General features: G+C 53.3%; 14 protein-coding genes. 8 read left to right on the top strand and 6 right to left on the bottom strand.

What is annotated here, in order from left to right; all coding sequences use genetic code 11:
• Positions 1-65: 65 nt before the first annotated feature.
• From H9Q13_RS01140 to H9Q13_RS01130, 3 genes are all read right to left on the bottom strand, one after another.
• On the bottom strand, positions 66-1,283 hold the full coding sequence (locus H9Q13_RS01140) for a GAF domain-containing sensor histidine kinase (RefSeq protein WP_191181921.1): 1,218 nt from the start codon (positions 1,281-1,283) through the stop codon (positions 66-68).
• A gap of 163 nt (positions 1,284-1,446) precedes the next feature.
• Positions 1,447-2,061 carry a cupin domain-containing protein gene (locus tag H9Q13_RS01135; protein ID WP_191181920.1) on the bottom strand — a complete coding sequence of 205 codons (615 nt, stop codon included), beginning with the start codon at positions 2,059-2,061 and terminating at the stop codon, positions 1,447-1,449.
• On the bottom strand, positions 2,058-2,591 hold the full coding sequence (locus H9Q13_RS01130; RefSeq protein ID WP_191181919.1) for an RNA polymerase sigma factor: 534 nt from the start codon (positions 2,589-2,591) through the stop codon (positions 2,058-2,060). The genes H9Q13_RS01135 and H9Q13_RS01130 overlap by 4 nt, the downstream gene beginning before the upstream one ends.
• A 317-nt stretch (positions 2,592-2,908) precedes the next feature.
• Between H9Q13_RS01130 and H9Q13_RS01125 the strand changes: the two genes are divergently transcribed.
• Positions 2,909-3,523: a c-type cytochrome gene (locus H9Q13_RS01125; RefSeq protein ID WP_191181918.1), complete on the top strand. Its 615-nt coding sequence runs from the start codon at positions 2,909-2,911 to the stop codon at positions 3,521-3,523.
• A 56-nt stretch (positions 3,524-3,579) separates the two neighbouring features.
• On the opposite strand, the gene H9Q13_RS01120 is transcribed toward H9Q13_RS01125, so the two are convergent.
• A complete protein-coding gene (locus H9Q13_RS01120) occupies positions 3,580-4,944 on the bottom strand; it encodes an HTTM domain-containing protein (protein ID WP_191181917.1) in 1,365 nt (454 codons plus the stop codon).
• A 530-nt stretch (positions 4,945-5,474) separates the two neighbouring features.
• Here H9Q13_RS01120 and H9Q13_RS01115 point away from each other — a divergent pair.
• Positions 5,475-6,098, top strand: a complete 624-nt coding sequence (locus H9Q13_RS01115) for an MEDS domain-containing protein (RefSeq protein WP_191181916.1) — start codon at positions 5,475-5,477, stop codon at positions 6,096-6,098.
• Between the two features lie 35 nt (positions 6,099-6,133).
• Here the strand turns inward: H9Q13_RS01115 and H9Q13_RS01110 are convergent, their stop codons facing one another.
• Positions 6,134-7,882: an ABC transporter ATP-binding protein gene (locus H9Q13_RS01110; protein ID WP_191181915.1), complete on the bottom strand. Its 1,749-nt coding sequence runs from the start codon at positions 7,880-7,882 to the stop codon at positions 6,134-6,136.
• Between the two features lie 145 nt (positions 7,883-8,027).
• Here H9Q13_RS01110 and H9Q13_RS01105 point away from each other — a divergent pair, with 145 nt between their 5' ends.
• The 3 genes from H9Q13_RS01105 to H9Q13_RS01095 all read left to right on the top strand — a co-directional run bounded on the left by H9Q13_RS01105 (position 8,028) and on the right by H9Q13_RS01095 (position 10,714).
• A complete protein-coding gene (locus tag H9Q13_RS01105) occupies positions 8,028-8,837 on the top strand; it encodes a tRNA pseudouridine synthase A (protein ID WP_191181914.1) in 810 nt (269 codons plus the stop codon).
• Positions 8,838-8,932: 95 nt separating this feature from the next.
• The gene (locus H9Q13_RS01100) at positions 8,933-9,730 is read left to right on the top strand and encodes a bestrophin-like domain (protein ID WP_224743992.1); all 798 of its coding nucleotides are present in this window, start codon (positions 8,933-8,935) and stop codon (positions 9,728-9,730) included.
• Between the two features lie 147 nt (positions 9,731-9,877).
• Positions 9,878-10,714: an alpha/beta fold hydrolase gene (locus H9Q13_RS01095; protein WP_191181913.1), complete on the top strand. Its 837-nt coding sequence runs from the start codon at positions 9,878-9,880 to the stop codon at positions 10,712-10,714.
• Positions 10,715-10,769: 55 nt separating this feature from the next.
• Here the strand turns inward: H9Q13_RS01095 and H9Q13_RS01090 are convergent, their stop codons facing one another.
• Complete coding sequence (locus H9Q13_RS01090; RefSeq protein WP_191181912.1) at positions 10,770-11,231, bottom strand: hypothetical protein; 462 nt, start codon at positions 11,229-11,231, stop codon at positions 10,770-10,772.
• A gap of 387 nt (positions 11,232-11,618) precedes the next feature.
• Here H9Q13_RS01090 and H9Q13_RS01085 point away from each other — a divergent pair, with 387 nt between their 5' ends.
• The 3 genes from H9Q13_RS01085 to uvrA all read left to right on the top strand — a co-directional run bounded on the left by H9Q13_RS01085 (position 11,619) and on the right by uvrA (position 17,682).
• Complete coding sequence (locus tag H9Q13_RS01085; RefSeq protein WP_191181911.1) at positions 11,619-14,180, top strand: PAS domain-containing sensor histidine kinase; 2,562 nt, start codon at positions 11,619-11,621, stop codon at positions 14,178-14,180.
• A 31-nt stretch (positions 14,181-14,211) separates the two neighbouring features.
• Positions 14,212-15,021 (top strand): hypothetical protein, encoded by an 810-nt coding sequence (locus H9Q13_RS01080; protein ID WP_224743991.1) that lies wholly within the window; start codon positions 14,212-14,214, stop codon positions 15,019-15,021.
• A gap of 135 nt (positions 15,022-15,156) precedes the next feature.
• On the top strand, positions 15,157-17,682 hold the full coding sequence (gene uvrA, locus H9Q13_RS01075; RefSeq protein WP_191181910.1) for an excinuclease ABC subunit UvrA: 2,526 nt from the start codon (positions 15,157-15,159) through the stop codon (positions 17,680-17,682).
• Positions 17,683-17,752 lie beyond the last annotated feature (70 nt).

Raw genomic sequence — 17,752 nt, 5'->3', positions numbered from 1 at the left:
AGGGTGTAAGGGCTGGTATTCGGGTAGGAGTTTATGCGCCCTAGCCTCATCTACACAACCACTGCCTATACCGTCGGAAAATCGATCACGATGTTGGTGCCTTCGCCACGCTCGGCCACTCTGGCCACTATGGATGCGCCGTGACTGTGTACGATGTTTTTGACAAGGGCCAGTTCCAGCCCGCTGGAGTGCTCATTCCCGGTTGCTTTGCCTTCCAGGGTCGCATAGCGAAAGAACATTTTGCTCAGGTCGGCTTTGGTCAGAGTGCTGTGCTCATTGCTGATCTCGACGATAAACCGCTGCTCGTCCTCAAATATGTCGATGGCGATGGAGCTCTGCTTTGGGGTGTATTTGATCAGGTGATTGAGAAGCAGGAATATTGCTTCGTATACCATGTCTGGGTCTACCAACAGCTCACGACGGCTGGCTACCGTAAAGAAAACCTCCAGTTCTTTGGCATCCGCCAGTGGGGTCAGTTCATCCACCACATTTTTGGCAATCGTAGCGATGGGCACCATTTCGCGTTGCAGAATAAGCACATCTTCCTCTTTCAGGGAGGAAGCCTGAAGCATTCTCACGTTATCGCTCATGTCGTCTACCAGTTGTATGGCCGTTTTGAGAATGTTAACGGGCTTTGGCACGTGGAGCGCCTCTTTCAAAAGCAATTGCTGCTCCCTGAGGGGAACCTCCACCTCCCGCACCAAACCCGCATACAGTTCGTCGTGCTTGCGTATTGCCTTGCGGGCCATCGCGCGCATCTCGATGTGGTTCATGACCAGATTGGCCAGATCCAGAAGAATTTTCTGCTCCTCTTCGCTGATGGTTCGGGGCTTGCCGTCTATTACGCACAGCGTACCCAGGTTGTAACCGTCATGTGTTATTAGCGGAGCGCCGGCATAAAACCGGATGCCGTTTTCGCTGCTCACAAAAGGGCTGCTCAGCAACGAGGGGATGTCGTGGGTGTTCTCAAAAACAGTTACCTTCTCCTCGTTGATGATGGTGAGCGAGCAGAGGCTGTCTTCCCGGTCTACGCAGGGCACATCCAGCGTACTGAAATTGGCTTTGTACCATACTCTGTCTGCATCCACAAGCGAGATAAAGGCACTGGGCGTATTCAAAAGACGGGCTACCATGCGGGTTATCTTCTCGAAAAACTCTTCCGGGGCCGAATCCAGTATCTCGTACCTGTAAAGCGCCCGCAGGCGGGCCTGATCATTTTCAGGTATAATGGATGCTGGCTTTTCGTAGGGCAATGCCCCTACCTGGATATCGTTCTTCATCATTGTCTAACATGTCAGCCGGTAGAATGTTATCCGACAGGGGTTTCAAATTGGAGGCTTACAAAGCTACCATTATTTCACTGATAATTACCAGCCTTTTTTATTTGCCAACGCCTTAGGCTAGCTTCTGCCTTTCAGGCCACCGTTTGACCACCCTAAACAGGCGCTACACTACGCTTAGCCGTTGCAGAATGGCTTTGCAGGGTATAGCCGATGTTACGGTCAGTTGATGGGGGGCGTGCAGTGGCACTTCAAAAAAATCGCCGGCGGCCAGGTTATAGTTTTTTTCTCCGGCGCGCATCAGGCAGGTGCCCTCCACGATCAGGAAGCGTTCGTGCTCGTCGTGGTGTATTTCCTCTTCGGTTTGTTCCCGTACCCACACAATGGCGGTGGTGGCGGTGGGGGTATAACCGATGATGCGGGCATGGATCTGTTCGGCATCGGCGGGGTGCACGGCGTCTTGGTGCAGCAGCCACTTGTCAAAATCGCTGCGGCGGGAATGCGGCGTCAGCACCGGGGGCGACTCCGGCAGTTCCCCTTTCTTCATGCGCTCCAGGTAGTCGATGGTGGCCATCAACAGTGTCTTGACCGTGGCGCGGGGCTTCACGGCGCGTGACTGGGCATAGTGCTCCATGGCCCGGCTGATCTCGCTGATCTCCTCTTTTACTTCGGGGTGGGTGGCGGCCATCTTTTCTACGGCAAGCACATCTGCTTCGCTGGCAGCCCCCAGTACATATAGCTCCAGTATACCTGATTCTATAAACTCTGCAACTGTGTTCATGCTGATTTATCTGCCTTTAAATGGGTGAATGCACTTTTGAGCACTTCCTTCAATGCTGTCTCGGACATGTGGAGCTCCCCTGCCGTTTCGGCGCAGCTGCGCCCCTTCAGGTATAGCAGTTCGAGCGCTCTCTTTTCCAGTGGGGCAAGCGAGCAAATATCTTCGCGACCAAGCTGTCCGTTCAGCAAAGGTACATTTTTATTTGGCGACGGGTTAGTTTCGTTTTGGGCAAAGGATGTGTAACGATCCGCTTTCACGGCTTCCAGGGCTATGCCCCGGGCGATGGCCAGTCCCCAGGTGAGCAGGCGCTCTTTGGAGGCGTCGTATACCCCGATGCGTGTCCAGATGGCGACAAAAGTTTCCTGGAGCACTTGCTCCGCCACTTCCGTATCCGCCACAATCCGGGAAATCACCCCCATCATCACGGGCGCGTAAGCGTCGTACAGTTTCCCTAGCATTTCCTGCCTGCCCTGCCTGAGCGCGGCAACCATGCTTTGCTCCGTCTCATCCTGAAAAAAAAATCCTGACATATAGTTTGATTTCACCGATTAATGGCTTTGCAAGAGTTGAACGGCAAAACAACTTTTTAGTTAAAGTACAATTAGTCGCTCCCCTGTGCTGGCAATACTTCAGGTTAGGTTTGCAGTTAGCTTCATATCCATCAACCTTTGTGGCAATGGCAGGCAAGTAGCCGGTTCGCTTTAAGCCACTTCCCGTACCGATTGGTTTAGACCTTTCACCCTCGCTGTCCGTTTGTTGACTAAGTAATTCGCTAAAATATAATTATTAAAATATTATTTGTTATTTTAGCGTAAAAAAATTTACCTCTCACCTAATACTCAGAACTATGAAGCGGATACATTCTTTCATCGGTTGCCTGGCAATAGCCTGCATCGCATTGTTTGCCCAATGCTCCGAAGCCCGTACTGAGCAAAACAATGATGACATCAAAGTCACCCAGACGTCAGGGCAGAACGACCAGCTGCTGAAACAGGGCGAGCACCTGGTGCTCATCGCTGGCTGCCACGACTGCCACACACCCAAGAAAATGACGGATAAAGGGCCTGTAGATGACATGTCGCGGGCACTCTCAGGACACCCAGCCAATATGCCGCCACCTGATGTAGACCGTGCCGAAATGGAGAAGAAAGGTCTGGCCGTTACCCAAACCCTGACCGCCTGGGTAGGGCCCTGGGGCATTTCCTACGCCTCCAACCTGACCTCCGACAAAACCGGTATCGGCAACTGGACCGAAAAAAACTTTTTCACGGCGATACGGCAGGGCAAGCACAAGGGGATGGAGAACGGACGCATGCTGCTGCCACCCATGCCCTGGGAAATGATCGCACACATGACGGATGAGGAGTTACGGGCTGTTTTCACCTACCTCAAATCAACCAAACCGATCAGTAACGTAGTACCGGCCCCGCAACCTCCCGTGAGCGCAGCACCAGGTAAGTAAGGTGGTAGTGAGCCGGCATTGCCCGGCTACCTGCGTTCAGGCTCTGAAGAAGCATTTTATTTGCGCTCTGACACAAGCCGTTTTGCCCAGGGCCAGCCATCGGCCTCGGGCCGCGGTGTCACCCAGCTTTTGGCACCCCAGGTATAAGGCACAGCCGCCAGATCGACGGTTGGGTCTACGATGGGGTGCGGTGGGTAGCCGTTGAGACTCAGTTGGGAGATAGCGTATACCTGCGGCCTCTCCATCCCCTGCCGCTGGTACTCGGTTTTCAGGAACTGGGCGAATTGCCAGATCATGTCCGGATGCTTGGGCAGTTCCCGCATCTGCTCCCGCACCAGGTAGGTGCCTGGGTTCACATAAACGGTGTGCTGTGTGGCCCCATCCTTTACCAGAAAATCTACGCTGCCTCTTTTGGTGCGCAGCATCATGCGCCAGGAGAAGCGATGTCCCTCTTCGGTCCAGTTCACGTCACCGGGAATAAAAAAGTGCCGCAGCGGAAAAAGCAGTTGCCAGGTCAGGTATACGATGCAGAACTGCGCGCCCAGTCGTAGCTGCCAACGGGGCTGCCTAAGCGGTGCAAGTGTCCATGTTTCAGGCGATATGCGCTTCTTGAAAAACCAGCGGGCGATCTGTTCCGGGCTGAAAAATAACACATTGGCCGCGATCATAAAATAAGGAAACACCCCCACATGGAACACAGCCGAGTTGAAAATGTGGAAGGCAAAGGCCACCCAAAAGGCAACTAGCCGCGTGCGAGGCCAGAGCAGGGCAAAGCCAATGGAAAAGTCAAACACGATGCCGCCCCACACCACCAGCCAGATCATGGCGGGCGTGTCGAGGTAGGGCCCGATCACGTAAAAGTGCGTCTTGGCGGCCATCCAGATGCTCACGGACTTGGCCGCCAGCCAGTCGGGTTGCAGTTTGGCCACCCCGGCGTAGAAGTACACCAGCACCAGTTGCGCCCGGAAAAGCCAGAGCGTCCACTGCGGGGCCACCTCGCTTTCGAGTTCGGGCTGTCGCCGCACATCCAGCGACAGTTTGCGGTGGGCGGGCAGAATGACCATCAGGCCACTGATGAGCCATATCAGGTAATGGTGATTGAGGTAGTGGGTTTTCTCGCAAAAAAAACTGTAGCCAAAGAGCAGGAAGAACAAAAAGGAAGTGACCTTATAACGCCAGCCCACCATGATCAGAAAGCCTAGCAGGGCCATTGTCAGGTATAGGTATACCATGCCATAGCCGGGCAGCGGCTTTAACCACTCCAGTCCGATGTAGCCAAAATGGATGGTCGGCTCCACGTAATGCTCCTGCACCCAGTCGATCAGTACAGCGCCTATACCTTCGCAGAACATCAGCAACCCGAACAGGATGCGGAAATATACCAGTGGGTAAATGCCGATCGGCTTGAGGAGCTGCTGCATAGTGGTCTTAGTTTAAGCTACCTACGGCGTTGGGAGAGTTAAGGTATAGCGGAGCTGCTGCATTATACCTGCGCGGAAAATTAACTGCTAACAAGAGGTATAACCGGAAACAGCCCCCTACACCCATTCTGACAAGACTACCTCCCATCGGACAGGTATAGCACGTAATAACTGACCTGCGCATGCCAGTTGCAACCCTAAACAGAGGATGCTGCCTGTACCGCACTACCCCATTTATCTGCTTACTTCAAAAAACGCCCGGCAACCTGCATCTTTCTGCTTAAATTTACCAATTAACACTATCATTTTCAGCTATTTAATAGGTATTAACGAGGCTGGTGAGATAGAAACCATCCTATTATTTTATAGAAATAAGGCAATTTTGCATCTGTATTTTCAAACAATTGAAACTAAATATGGGGAGTGCAGTACCTTATATAAGCCGAGCACCCCTAGGCGGGGCTGGCATTATCCCTTCTAATGCGTGTGGGGTCCTTCCCAAATTTTCAATCTTGTAAAACACAACGATTATGGATAAACACGAAGACTGGCAAGAATGTAACTCAGAAACATTTTGGTGTGAAGTTGGCAGTTGCTCGCATGTCGTGCAACTGTATGAGAACGAGGAAGCACTCCTCAGTATGCTGGAGGATTTCGTGGTGGGAGGCATCATGGCGGAGGAATCCGTTATTTTGATCGCCACCAGTGAGCACTTGCATGCCCTGGAGGAAAGATTGCACAACTACGGGCTGCATGTAAGCGCTTTAAAGGCTGCAACACGTTACATTCCACTCGATGCACAGGAGACACTCTCTAAGTTCATGCTGGATGACCGCCCCGACTTCAACCGTTTTTCAGCTGTCATCACCGAGCAATTGGACCGCGTGCAGGCAACCGGAAGGAAATTGCGCGCTTTCGGGGAAATGGTCGCCATCTTGTGGGAGCAGCAAAACAAGTCAGGTACCATTTTGCTGGAACAGTACTGGAATGAGCTTCTGGAGAACACAGCCTTCCCTCTGTTCTGCGCTTACCCCCGAAACACATTCCAGGCTGATGGCAACAGCGAGCTTTCGGCTATCTGCCATGCCCACTCCAAACTAATCAAGCATTCGGAGGTGTCCAAGTTCGATCTGTCTTACCAGGATGTCACCTGACCGTCAGGCTTCAATTCGCTAGGTTATACTTGGCCTTAAATTCTGGCCTGGTAGGTATACAATTGGTAGTATCTCCCTTTCTTTTCCAGCAATTCCTCGTGTCGGCCCTGCTCTACTATGTGCCCTTGCTCAATAACCAGAATCTGGTCGGCCTGGCGAATGGTGCTGAGTCGGTGGGCAATCACGAAAGTTGTGCGCCCCTGCATCAGGTTTTTCAAACTGGCTTGTATCAGGCTTTCGCTCTCTGTGTCGAGATTGGAAGTGGCTTCGTCCAGAATCAGGATGCGCGGATCGGCTAGTATAGCACGAGCGATGGCGATGCGCTGCCGCTGTCCGCCTGAGAGTTTCACGCCCCGCTCCCCTATCAGCGTGTTCAGTCCATCAGGAAATCGATCGGTGAACTCCTGCACGTGGGCGGCTTCCACGGCTTGCATGAGTTGGTCATCTGTGGCGTTAGGGCGCGGAAAGAGGATGTTGTTCCGGATGGTACCCTCAAACAGAAAGTCGTCCTGCAGCACCACTCCCAGCTGGCTGCGGTAGCTCTGCAGGCTGATGGTTTGCAGGTCGTGGCCGTCCACGGTGATGGTGCCACTCTCCGGGTTCAGGAACGAAGCTGCCAACCCGGCGATGGTGGTTTTGCCTGAACCGGATGTCCCGACCAACGCCGTAACAGAACCGGCAGGCGCTTTAAAGCTGATCTCCTTTACCACATCCTTCCCTTCCTCATAAGCAAACGAAACCTTATCGAAAACCACATCCCCATGGATCGGCTCCAGGTTGAGGGTACGCTGTCCGCCGGCATTCTCCAGCGGCATATTCAGGATTTCCTCCGTACGGTCCAGACCGGCAAAGGCTTCCGTAAACTGGCTCCCAATATTGCTCATTTGCAGAATAGGCGCTATCATAAAACCCAGGTATAGCGTAAAGGCCAGAAAGTCGCCGAAGGTCATTTCGCCACTCATGATCTGGTAACCGCCAATGCCCATGATGCCCGCCGAAGCGAGGCCCAGCAGCAGGGTAGCCGAAGAAGTAACCAGGCTGGTGGTGATCAGGCTCTTCTTCACGTTCAGGAAAAGTCGGGTCACGCCATCTTCAAAGGTTCTGATCTCCTGCTCCTCGGCATTGAACCCCTTGATCACGCGCACGCCTCCGAGCGTTTCTGTGAGCCTGCCCGTTACTTCGGCATTGATGACGCCACGTTCCCGGAAAATAGGCCGTATCTTGCCAAAGGCCTTCAGGGAAATGAAACCGAAAATCGCCACGGGCAGCAAGACATAGGCCGTCATGAGCGGACTGATGTAGATAAGCAGCACCAAACAGATAAGTGAGGTCAGCACCCCGCCGATCATCTGGGCAAAGCCCGTCCCGACCAAATTGCGCACGCCCTCCACATCGGTCATGATGCGCGACACAAGCTCCCCGGTTTTGGTATTGTCAAAAAAGCGAATGGGCAGTTGGATGATGTGTCGCTGTACTTTGGCTCGCAGCTGCGAGATCAAATGCTGCGCCTCCACGCTCAGTATCTGCGTCAGTGCAAAGGACGTGACCGACTGAATCACAATAGCCCCAACCACAGCCCCGATCAACCACTTCAACAGGGTGCTGTCTCCGTTCGGGATCACGTCGTCGATCAGGAATTTGCTGGCTCCCGGCAACACCAGTCCGGCCAGGCGGCTGATGATGATCAGGACCAGGCCAATGGCCAGGTAATTCTTACGGGGCAAGATAATGGTTCTGAAGACCTGGCCCAGGGTCACATTGTTAAGCTTTTTGGATTTCGACATGGTGCGCTGCTTGAATCCCAAAATTAAGCTTATTAATCCGTAGCGGAAACTTTAAAGCGTCCGCAATTCTTTGGATGGCATCCGTTCTGAGTTTTTGCACTACCTTGTATACCTGATTTCAGCATAGTCTAATCCTAACAATTGCATGCGTTATTTCTTCCATATTGGGTATAGCGGTACCAACTACCGGGGCTGGCAGCGGCACCCTTATGGGGTAAATGTGCAGGCAACGATAGAGGCGTGCCTGGGCAAAATCCTGAGAGCGCCGGTGGCCATTGTCGGATGTGGGCGCACGGATGCCGGTGTGCATGCCAGCCAGTTTTTCTTTCACCTGGATGTCGCCCAACCCTGGGAATTCGACATGTTGTTCCGGCTCAACAAAGTACTGCCTCCGGACATTGCTGTGTTCGACATCATACCGATGGAAGGCCTGCCCCATGCCCGCTTTGACGCCAACAGCCGGAGCTACGATTATTTTATCCATACCTATAAAGACCCTTTTCTGAGCGATGTGAGCTCCCTATACCTGATCCGGCACCTGAACCTGGACCACCTGAAAACCGCTACGGCCCTGCTCCCCTTTTATAAGGATTTTAAGAACTTCTGCATTACCCCGGCTGCACACGAGAGCACCCTCTGCCATGTAACGACGGCCCAATGGCTGGCATCTGAAAATGGAGACAGGTTGCGTTTTCAGATATCCGCCAATCGGTTTTTGAGCAGGATGATCCGTATCATCGTCGGAAAACTGCTGCAGGTTGGTACCGGCGCACTAAGCCTGGATGAGTTTGAGAGCTATCTGGCCACCGAACACACCCCCAAAATCCTGAGCCCGGCTTTTCCGCAGGGGTTATACCTTTCTAAAGTCACCTACCCCTACCTCAACCTCGCGCCCCGAAGTTCCTCTTCAGGTATAGGGCAGCCCAGCATAATTTCCGGCTGGCAAACCGTATAGGACGCTCCGGGCTATACCTTCTGCCGAATATCCGTATACAGCATATTCGCAATCGGTCAGGCTGCGAAAAGTAACATCTTGTATGGCTGATGTAAATGGACTTTTCAAAAGAAATCATGTATGACCAGAACAGTATCTTAATCGTTACTACCCTGTTTGTTTTGATCCTGTTGGCAAACGAACTGGGCTACCGGCTGGGCCACTACTACCAGACCAAAATTGATGTGGATGTCAAAACGCAGACCAACACCATACAGGCCGGCACCCTGGGTTTGCTGGCCCTTATACTTGGTTTCACCTTCAACATGGCCCTGCAACGCTTCAACAACCGCAGCGAGGCCGTGATCCACGAAGCGAATACCATCGGCACCGCCCTCCTCCGAACCAACCTGCTCCCTGCCCCACTCGATACACTGGCTGAACAGCAACTGCAACGCTACATAGACCTTCGGCTTGCCGTGAGCGCAAGCGGTACTGTGATGGTGAGTGAGCTCCATAAGCTAGAAAATGAGACCAAGAAGCAGCAACACGAAATTTGGCTCACAGCGGTTAAGGCCGCCCGTGTAGACCCTCGAAACGTAACGACAGGTTACTTCATTGACGCCCTCAACAACATGATCGACGCCTTCGGGAGGCGCAACGCGATCCTGGCGCTGCATGTGCCGGAGGTGATCCTCTTTCTGCTGTTCATCGTCTTCATTGTGTCAGGTGCCCTGATGGGTTACGCAAGCGGACTGGGCAAGAAGAGAACCACCGTACCGGCCATGATGATGACCCTGTTGATCTGCCTGGTCGTTTTTATCATCATCGATCTGGATCGGCCCAAGCGAGGAATCATCAAAGTAGACCAGTCCAGCATACTCCAGTTGAAAGTGCCGACGGAAGTGGAGTAATTTCCCCCATCGGGGTTGGGCAACCTCCTGAAAACGAATCCCAATCTGCATGTGACAGGAACATTTCCATGGAAACACAGTTAAAGGAAAAGACCTGAAACGGCAGGCTTTTTTTCCTATTTCTAACACCAAAACAAACTTAAAACTATGTCATTTATCGAAACCGAGGACATCCAGAAAGGCGAGAACGTGTACATCAATTACCAGGATTATGGTGAAGGGCAACCCGTTATCCTGATACACGGCTGGCCACTGAGCCACAAAATGTGGGAGCACCAAATACAGGCTCTCGTGAATGCCGGCTACCGCTGCATTGCCTACGACCGGCGCGGCTTCGGCGATTCGGATCACCCCTGGCACCACTACGACTACAGCTCCCTGGCCCTTGACCTGCGCTCCCTGATCGAGCAGCTGGACCTTTACCATTGTGTGCTGGTGGGCTTTTCGATGGGTGGCGGCGAGGTGGTGCGCTACCTTTCGATGTTCGGTGATGACAGAGTTTCCAAGGCAGTGCTCATCAGCTCCATTATTCCGAAGGTGAAGAAATCGGACGATAACCCGGATGGTGTGCCGGATGAGAAACTGGAAGAAATCATCGACTCCCTGAAGACCAACCGGGTTTCTTTCCTGGCAGAGTTCAGCAAGCTGTTTTACAACTACAGCGACAACAAGGGTAAATCGAGTGAGGAACAGCTGCGCTACGACTGGACAATCGCCTCGCTTGCCTCCCCGCGCGGCACCATCGAAACAGCCAAAGCTTGGGCCTACACCGATTTCAGACAGGAATTGCGAAACGTGCGGGTACCGACCCTGATCATGCACGGCGATGCGGACCAGATCGTGCCCATTAAACCCAGCAGCGAGAAAGCAGCCGAAGGGATCCGGGAAAACAAGTATGTCGTGATCAAGGACGCCCCGCACGGAATGTTCGTAACGCACAAAGAGGAAGTCAACAGTCATTTGCTGGACTTCCTGCGGCGATAAGGTATAGATTGGAATTTCCGGAACAGCCGCTGCCAAATGGCAGCGGCTGTTTTTTTTAGGTTTCACGCACCCGGGAGGCCAGTACTTTAAACAGGATGTACAGCAACCCAAAAACAGCCATGGCGATCAGGGTCCAGAACTTCTGTCGATTTTTCTCCTGCCAAAAGTCGCGTTCCGCTTCGGTGGATTTGAGTTTTTTACGGATGGCCTGGTTGGCAAGCAGCTCTATCTCCAACTCTCTGTTCAGTGAGTCCAGCATCACCGTGTCTGGCAGGTATAGGGTTTCTGTTACGATCGTAGGCTCACAGGCAGGGCATTCCAGGGTATAGGCAGGACGAGCGACTACCGGGCTTCGTTCCAACACAGGGACAAGAACCGACCTTTTGGCTACAATCGGACGCGGTACAGCAATGGCGGGCGGGTAATACTTAGGTATCTTTTTGTCAGGCTGCTTTTCTGCCTCGCGTTGTGCGACGCAGGAGCACAGCAACAGCAGCAGTAATAGTGTCCATCTCATCTTGGATTATGCTCGTCTTTCGATTTCCCGACTGCAGCCGGGTACTTTGACCTACTTCCTGAGTACGTACGAAATACAATGCTTTCTCGCTGCTTCTCTTTCGGAATATACCTCTGCAAACTTACTGTCGGCAACATAACCCGAGTTTGCAGGGTAGGGCCATTTGGGGTGCGCAGCTATTTACCTGGCAGTTTCCAGGCAGCTAAGGCGGGAACGGTTGCAGATTTATTTAAAAAATCCGATATTCACAGAATATAAAAAACTGGCCTATCCCCTCCGAAACCAAGTTCCTGAGATGAGCCAAACCGGCTTAACCGATTTTCGTACTCCTCATTAATTTTATGCTGATTGTGCGGGGAGTTACCTTTTATATTTCGATTAAATGACATGACAAAGATTGCTGCCTTGCCAACAGAACTACTACATTTTATAGAAGCAGTACCTGATCTATACCTGCTCCTAGCTCCTGATTTCACCATCCTGTCGGCCAGTAAACCTTATCTGGCAGCTACACATCGTACTCTGGACGAAATAAAAGACCGTTACCTCTTTGATGTGTTTCCAGAAAACCCAGCCCTTTCTGCCCCAGATGGTATTAAGAATTTACAGTACTCCCTGAATTGGGTGCTGCAGCACAAGAAGCCCCACCAAATGGCTCTGCAGCGCTATGATGTACAGCTGCCACTAGGTTCAGGTGAATTCAAGGAAAAATACTGGCTTCCGACCAATACCCCCATCATGGATGAGGCGCAAAACATCCAGTATATACTTCACAAGGTGGTGGACGTGAGTGAGCAGGTGCTTACCCAGGAAAAGCTGGAGCAAAGCGAGCATTTGGTGGAGGTGCTCTCCGGTGAGCAGAAAATCACGAAGGCCCAGTTGGTTTCGGCCAGAGCAGAAGCTGAGCTTGAACGCCAGAAACTCTACAACACCTTCATGCAGGCCCCCGCGCTGATCTGCCTTTTTGAAGGCCCGCAGCATGTATTCAAGTTCGTCAACCCCCTCTATCAGGAACTTGTGGGGGACCGCCCCCTGCTGGGGAAACCGATTATTGAGGCCATGCCTGAGCTAAAAGGGCAGGGCATCGTGCACTTGCTGAACCAGGTATACGAAACCGGTGAAAGCGTGTACGCCGTCGAGATGAAGGTGCAACTGGACCATGCCAACACGGGCCATTTAGGCGAGAATTACTATAACTTCACCTACCAGCCCGTCCGCAACCTACAAGGGATCATAGAGGGCATTATGGTGTTTGCCTACCAGGTAACCGCGCAGGTAGAAGCCCGCCTCGAACTGATGCAGGCCAATGCGGAGCTCTCCGCTGCCCAGGAAGAACTGAAGAAACTCAACATGGAGCTGGAGGCGCGCATAGCGCTCCGGACTCAGGAGTTGGAGCGCTCCAAAGCCTTAACGGAATTGCAGCATAAGCGTCTCCAAACGTTGTTTGTGGATGCCCCTATCCCATTTCTGTTGCTGGATGGACCAAAGCACGTTTTCCAATTGGTGAACCCGGCTTTCCAAAAGATCTTCCCGGGCCGTAAAATGCTGGGCAAACCCTTGCTGGATGCGCTGCCTGAATTGAAGGATTCAGCCATACCTGGCATTTTGGATCAGGTATATGAAACGGGCAAACTCTATGAAGGCAACGAGTTTCCGCTGATGCTGGCGCGCCACGAAGGGGATGAACCAGAGGAGATCCTTTTCACCTTTACCTACATGGCACGCCAGAACGAGCACGGCAAAGTGGATGGCGTGATGGTGTACGCGCAGGATGTAACAGAGCAGGTGCGGGCCCGGCAAAAAGTAGAGCAGAGTGCGGAGCAGCTCCGTCTTATCACCGACGCCCTGCCTGTGCTGATCGGCTACCTCGACAAGGAAGAAAAGTACCGTTTTGCCAACAAGGCCTACGAATCCTGGTTCCCTATCAAATCTGCTGACCTACTGGGTCGCTCTGTCCGCGAGGTGGTGGGCGAAAGTGCCTACGAGGGCGTGAAACAGTATATCGACCGGGCTCTAGCCGGCGAACGGCTCGATTTTGAGAGTGAAATGCCTTATCGAAAAGACTTCGTCAAGTACATCAGGACCAGCTACGTGCCGGATATAAGAGATGGACAAGTCGCCGGTTTCTATACCTTGGTATCAGATATCACAGACCAGGTAGAAGCGTTTCATCGGGTAGAAGCAAGTGGGCAGGAAGCAAAGGCACTTTCCAGGAAACTGGCTGCCACGAACCTGCAGCTAAGCGCCGCCAACGAACAGCTGATACGCACCAATGTGGATCTGGACAATTTTATCTATACGGCCTCTCATGACCTGAAAGCGCCGATTTTCAACATTGAGAGACTGGTGCAGATCCTGCTGGAGTCTATGCCACCTGAGTTACTGAAATCAGAAGAACTGACGCAGGTCGTCAGCATGATCGAAGATTCCATCAGGCGCTTTAAGCGAACCATCGATCACCTGACCGAGGTCATCAAGTTGCAGAAGGAAAATAGCCCGGAAGCCACCTTGATTGACCTGGCAGAAGTGATCAACGATGTCCGGCTGGACCTATCTTCCCAGATGGATGTGGCCGGGGCGGAGCTGGATATAGACATTGTAGCCTGTCCTTATCTTCACTTTTCGCATAAAAACCTGCGCTCCGTCATCTACAACCTGCTCTCCAACGCTATCAAGTATAGTTCGCCGGACCGCAAACCCAAAATCCGGATCACCTGCCATCCAAAAGGAAGCTTCTATTTGCTGATGGTCCAGGACAATGGACTGGGGATGAACCTGTCAGGGAGTCAAAAGCTATTCACGATGTTCAGCCGCATGCACAATCACGTGGAGGGCTCCGGTATCGGGCTTTACATGGTGAAAAAGATCGTGGAAAACGCCGGTGGCCACATAGAGGTGGAAAGCCAGTTAGGGGTCGGCTCCACCTTCCGGGTATACCTGAAAAAGTAAAACAGCTCGTCTGCCTCTCCGCCCAATACCCATGAACCGATTTCTGCCCAAAGACAAAGCCGCTGAACTGCTCCGAACCCTCGAGGCCTCCGCTGTGCGCACAGAGTATGACCCCGACAAGCACCGGCTCGCGCTTCTGGATGAAGGTGGGAATGAGCAGGTATACTTCAGGTTGCCGCTACCGTTGCCATACACAGGTATTGCGTTGGAGAAGCACATGAACTACGTGATCCTGCTAATACAATCGGGTAGCTGCGCATTGGGTTATTTTGAGAACGGCCGCTGCCTGGACCATAAGGTATTCCGTTCGTACATGGTGCGCAAAAAACAGGGCAAAAGCCAGATCAAGTACCTCAAAACCAAAGGCAAGTCCCGGGCAGGTTCACGGGTGCGGTTAGGCGAAACATTAGAATTCTTTGAAAACATCAACGGTCGGCTGCAGGAGTATTTCGAGGAGCATGAGGTACAGCGCATCGCCATCAGCTGCTCCAAAACGCTTATTCCTTACCTGTTCAATTCCAAAGTCAGAACCCCTTTCACCAAAGACGACCCGCGTCTGTACAAAATCCCAAAGCACATCCATACCCCCATCTACGACGTGCTGCTCGACACCAACCGCTTTCTGCAGTGCGGGGAGCTGATTAGCCTCACCGACACCGGGTTTGCCGCTGTGCCTGTGCTGCAGGATTTCCTGGACCAGCTTTCCTCCACCGCAGCTGCTGAGGAGGATCTGAACGATGCCTATACCTTAGATGATGAGGTTTATATAACAGACGATTGGGAAGATGATTTCACTGGCCATGACCCGGATGATGAGGAAGATACCATAGAAGACTGGTAGGCACCACAACAACTGCTGCTTTCCTATACCTGTTGCTTCGTTTCTGAGATAGTTTTACCGGATTTTGCGTATACGCACCCATTCACTGTAGCGGTTATTGTATACCTGCGCCCTACCTGATACCTGAACCTGCTCATGACAAAAGACAATAAAGCACAACCCAAAGAGTTTACCGGCTTCGTAGAGATACGCGGTGCACGCGAACATAACCTGAAAAACATCAGCCTGGCCATACCGCGCGATGCCCTGGTGGTATTCACGGGCGTATCCGGCTCGGGCAAATCGTCGCTGGCCTTCGGAACGCTTTACGCCGAGGCGCAGCGCCGCTACCTGGAATCCGTTTCGCCCTATGCCCGCAGGTTGTTTCACCAGATGGCCGTGCCGGAAGTGGACGCCATCAATGGTTTGCCACCGGCCGTAGCCTTACAGCAGCAACGCGGCACACCTACCACACGCTCCTCGGTTGGTAGCGTAACCACGCTCTCTAACCTGCTGCGCATGCTTTATTCCCGCGCAGGCGACTACCCACTGGGGCAGTCCATCATCTATGCAGAGGCATTTTCGCCCAATACCGCCGAGGGTGCCTGCCCTACCTGCCATGGCCTGGGCCGCATCTATGAAGTCACCGAAAAGTCGATGGTGCCCGACGACTCGCTCACGATCAGGGAGCGGGCGATTGCGGCATGGCCCACTGCCTGGGGCGGACAAAACCAACGCGACATACTGGTAACGCTTGGCTACGACGTAGACAAGCCCTGGCGCGACCTGCCCCAAAAAGACCGCGACTGGATACTCTTCACAGAGGAGCAGCCCGTTGTGCCAGTATACCCCGGCTATACCCCCGAGCAAACGCAAGGCGCCCTCAAACGCAAAGAGGAGCCAAATTACATGGGCACGTTCAGCAGTGCCCGTCGGCACGTGTTCCATACCTTCGCCCATACCAACAGCCCGCTCATGAAACGGCGGGTGATGCAGTATATGCTGAGTACCGACTGCCCTACCTGCCAGGGCAAGCGCCTGCGCCCCGAGTCCTTGTCTGTAAAGTTTGCCGGTCTTGATATCACTGAGCTGTCCAGGTTGCCGCTGAAGCGGGTGGCAGGTATACTACGCCCATTTGCCGACGGTACAGCCAAAGGACACGAGCAGCAGGAAGCTGACCATCCGGAGCAGACCATTGTGGCGCAACGCATCGCCGAGGATCTCTGCGCCCGCATTAACGTATTGCTGGATCTGGGTCTGGGTTACCTGTCGCTGGAGCGCAGCACCCCTACCCTGTCGCCGGGAGAACTACAGCGTTTGCGGCTGGCCACCCAACTCTACTCCCATCTGTTTGGCGTGGTTTACGTGCTCGACGAGCCTTCGGCAGGTCTGCACCCCGCCGATACGGTGGCGCTGCTCAAGGCACTGGACGGGCTCAAGCAAGCGGGCAATTCGCTCTTCATCGTGGAGCACGATATGGAAGTGATCCGGCATGCTGACTGGATTGTGGACGTTGGCCCGGCTGCAGGTGAGAAAGGTGGCGAGATTCTGTATAGCGGACCGCCGGAAGGACTGCGAAAAATCAAGGCTTCCCGCACCGGCGCCTTCCTGTTTGGCAAATCTGCAGGACTCAACAGCCAGCCTAGAGCACCTAAAGCCTGGCTGCGGCTGGAGGGTGTGACCCGGAACAACCTGCACAACCTGTCTGCTGCGTTTCCGTTGGGCGTATTCACCGCTGTAACAGGCGTGTCGGGATCGGGCAAATCGAGCCTGGTCAGCCAGGTACTGGTTGAGTTAGTGGCCGCGCACCTGGGCCATGAACTACCCGTGGAGGAAGAGGAAGGCGATGAACTGGAACGGGCCGCCCCAATCCACTCGGCAGGGCATATCACGGAAGGGCTAGAGCACATAAAACGAATGGTGCGCGTAGACCAGAAACCAATCGGGCGTACCCCGCGCTCCAACATGGCCACCTACACCGGCTTGTTTGACCATGTGCGCAAGCTGTTTGCCGCAACACCCATGGCGAAGTCTCGCCGCTATGACGCCGGTCGTTTCTCCTTCAATGTAGCCAAGGGCCGCTGCGAAAACTGCCAGGGGGAGGGCTTTGTGATGGTGGAGTTACTTTTTCTGCCCAGCGTATATGCCCCCTGCCCGGTTTGCCAGGGTGCCCGCTACAACGCCAAAACCCTGGAGGTAACCTACCGCGACAAGAACATAGCCGAAGTGCTGGACATGACCGTGGATACCGCCTGGCAGTTCTTTGACGAGGAACCGGCCGTGCATCGGGCTCTTACTGTGCTAAGGGAAGTAGGCTTGGGCTATTTGAGGCTCGGTCAGCCAGCCACAGAGCTTTCGGGCGGCGAAGCGCAACGCATCAAACTGGCCACGGAACTGCAACGATCGCAGCGCGGAAACACGCTCTACATACTCGATGAGCCCACTACCGGTCTGCACCCAGCCGACGTTGAAAAACTGATGACCCAACTGAACAAATTGGTAGAGGCCGGCAATACCGTGATCGTAGTAGAGCACGACATGCGCGTAGTCGCCGCCAGCGACTGGGTAATCGATATTGGCCCGGGAGCAGGTGAGGAAGGTGGCAACGTAGTAGTAGCCGGAACACCGGAGCAGGTGGCCAGGTCCGGAAAAAGCAAAACTGCCCCGTTTTTGAAAAGGTGACCGTTTGAAAAAGTGACCGAAAGCATAAAATCCTGCGTGCGAATAATTCCTGTGTCCTAGGCTGGCTATC

It is taken from the genome of Pontibacter aquaedesilientis (assembly GCF_014773225.1).
GTDB classification, from domain to species: domain Bacteria; phylum Bacteroidota; class Bacteroidia; order Cytophagales; family Hymenobacteraceae; genus Pontibacter; species Pontibacter aquaedesilientis.
The sequence above is the reverse complement of the archived record's forward strand: the minus strand, read 5'-3'. Positions and strand labels throughout refer to the sequence as shown.

Bases quoted from the DNA above. Each gene is read 5' to 3' on its own strand.
- H9Q13_RS01140 (WP_191181921.1), bottom strand. From the start codon at position 1,283: ATGATGAAGAACGATATCCAGGTAGGGGCATTGCCCTACGAAAAGCCA.
- H9Q13_RS01135 (WP_191181920.1), bottom strand. From the start codon at position 2,061: ATGAACACAGTTGCAGAGTTTATAGAATCAGGTATACTGGAGCTATAT.
- H9Q13_RS01130 (WP_191181919.1), bottom strand. From the start codon at position 2,591: ATGTCAGGATTTTTTTTTCAGGATGAGACGGAGCAAAGCATGGTTGCC.
- H9Q13_RS01125 (WP_191181918.1), top strand. From the start codon at position 2,909: ATGAAGCGGATACATTCTTTCATCGGTTGCCTGGCAATAGCCTGCATC.
- H9Q13_RS01120 (WP_191181917.1), bottom strand. From the start codon at position 4,944: ATGCAGCAGCTCCTCAAGCCGATCGGCATTTACCCACTGGTATATTTC.
- H9Q13_RS01115 (WP_191181916.1), top strand. From the start codon at position 5,475: ATGGATAAACACGAAGACTGGCAAGAATGTAACTCAGAAACATTTTGG.
- H9Q13_RS01110 (WP_191181915.1), bottom strand. From the start codon at position 7,882: ATGTCGAAATCCAAAAAGCTTAACAATGTGACCCTGGGCCAGGTCTTC.
- H9Q13_RS01105 (WP_191181914.1), top strand. From the start codon at position 8,028: ATGCGTTATTTCTTCCATATTGGGTATAGCGGTACCAACTACCGGGGC.
- H9Q13_RS01100 (WP_224743992.1), top strand. From the start codon at position 8,933: ATGGACTTTTCAAAAGAAATCATGTATGACCAGAACAGTATCTTAATC.
- H9Q13_RS01095 (WP_191181913.1), top strand. From the start codon at position 9,878: ATGTCATTTATCGAAACCGAGGACATCCAGAAAGGCGAGAACGTGTAC.
- H9Q13_RS01090 (WP_191181912.1), bottom strand. From the start codon at position 11,231: ATGAGATGGACACTATTACTGCTGCTGTTGCTGTGCTCCTGCGTCGCA.
- H9Q13_RS01085 (WP_191181911.1), top strand. From the start codon at position 11,619: ATGACAAAGATTGCTGCCTTGCCAACAGAACTACTACATTTTATAGAA.
- H9Q13_RS01080 (WP_224743991.1), top strand. From the start codon at position 14,212: ATGAACCGATTTCTGCCCAAAGACAAAGCCGCTGAACTGCTCCGAACC.
- uvrA (WP_191181910.1), top strand. From the start codon at position 15,157: ATGACAAAAGACAATAAAGCACAACCCAAAGAGTTTACCGGCTTCGTA.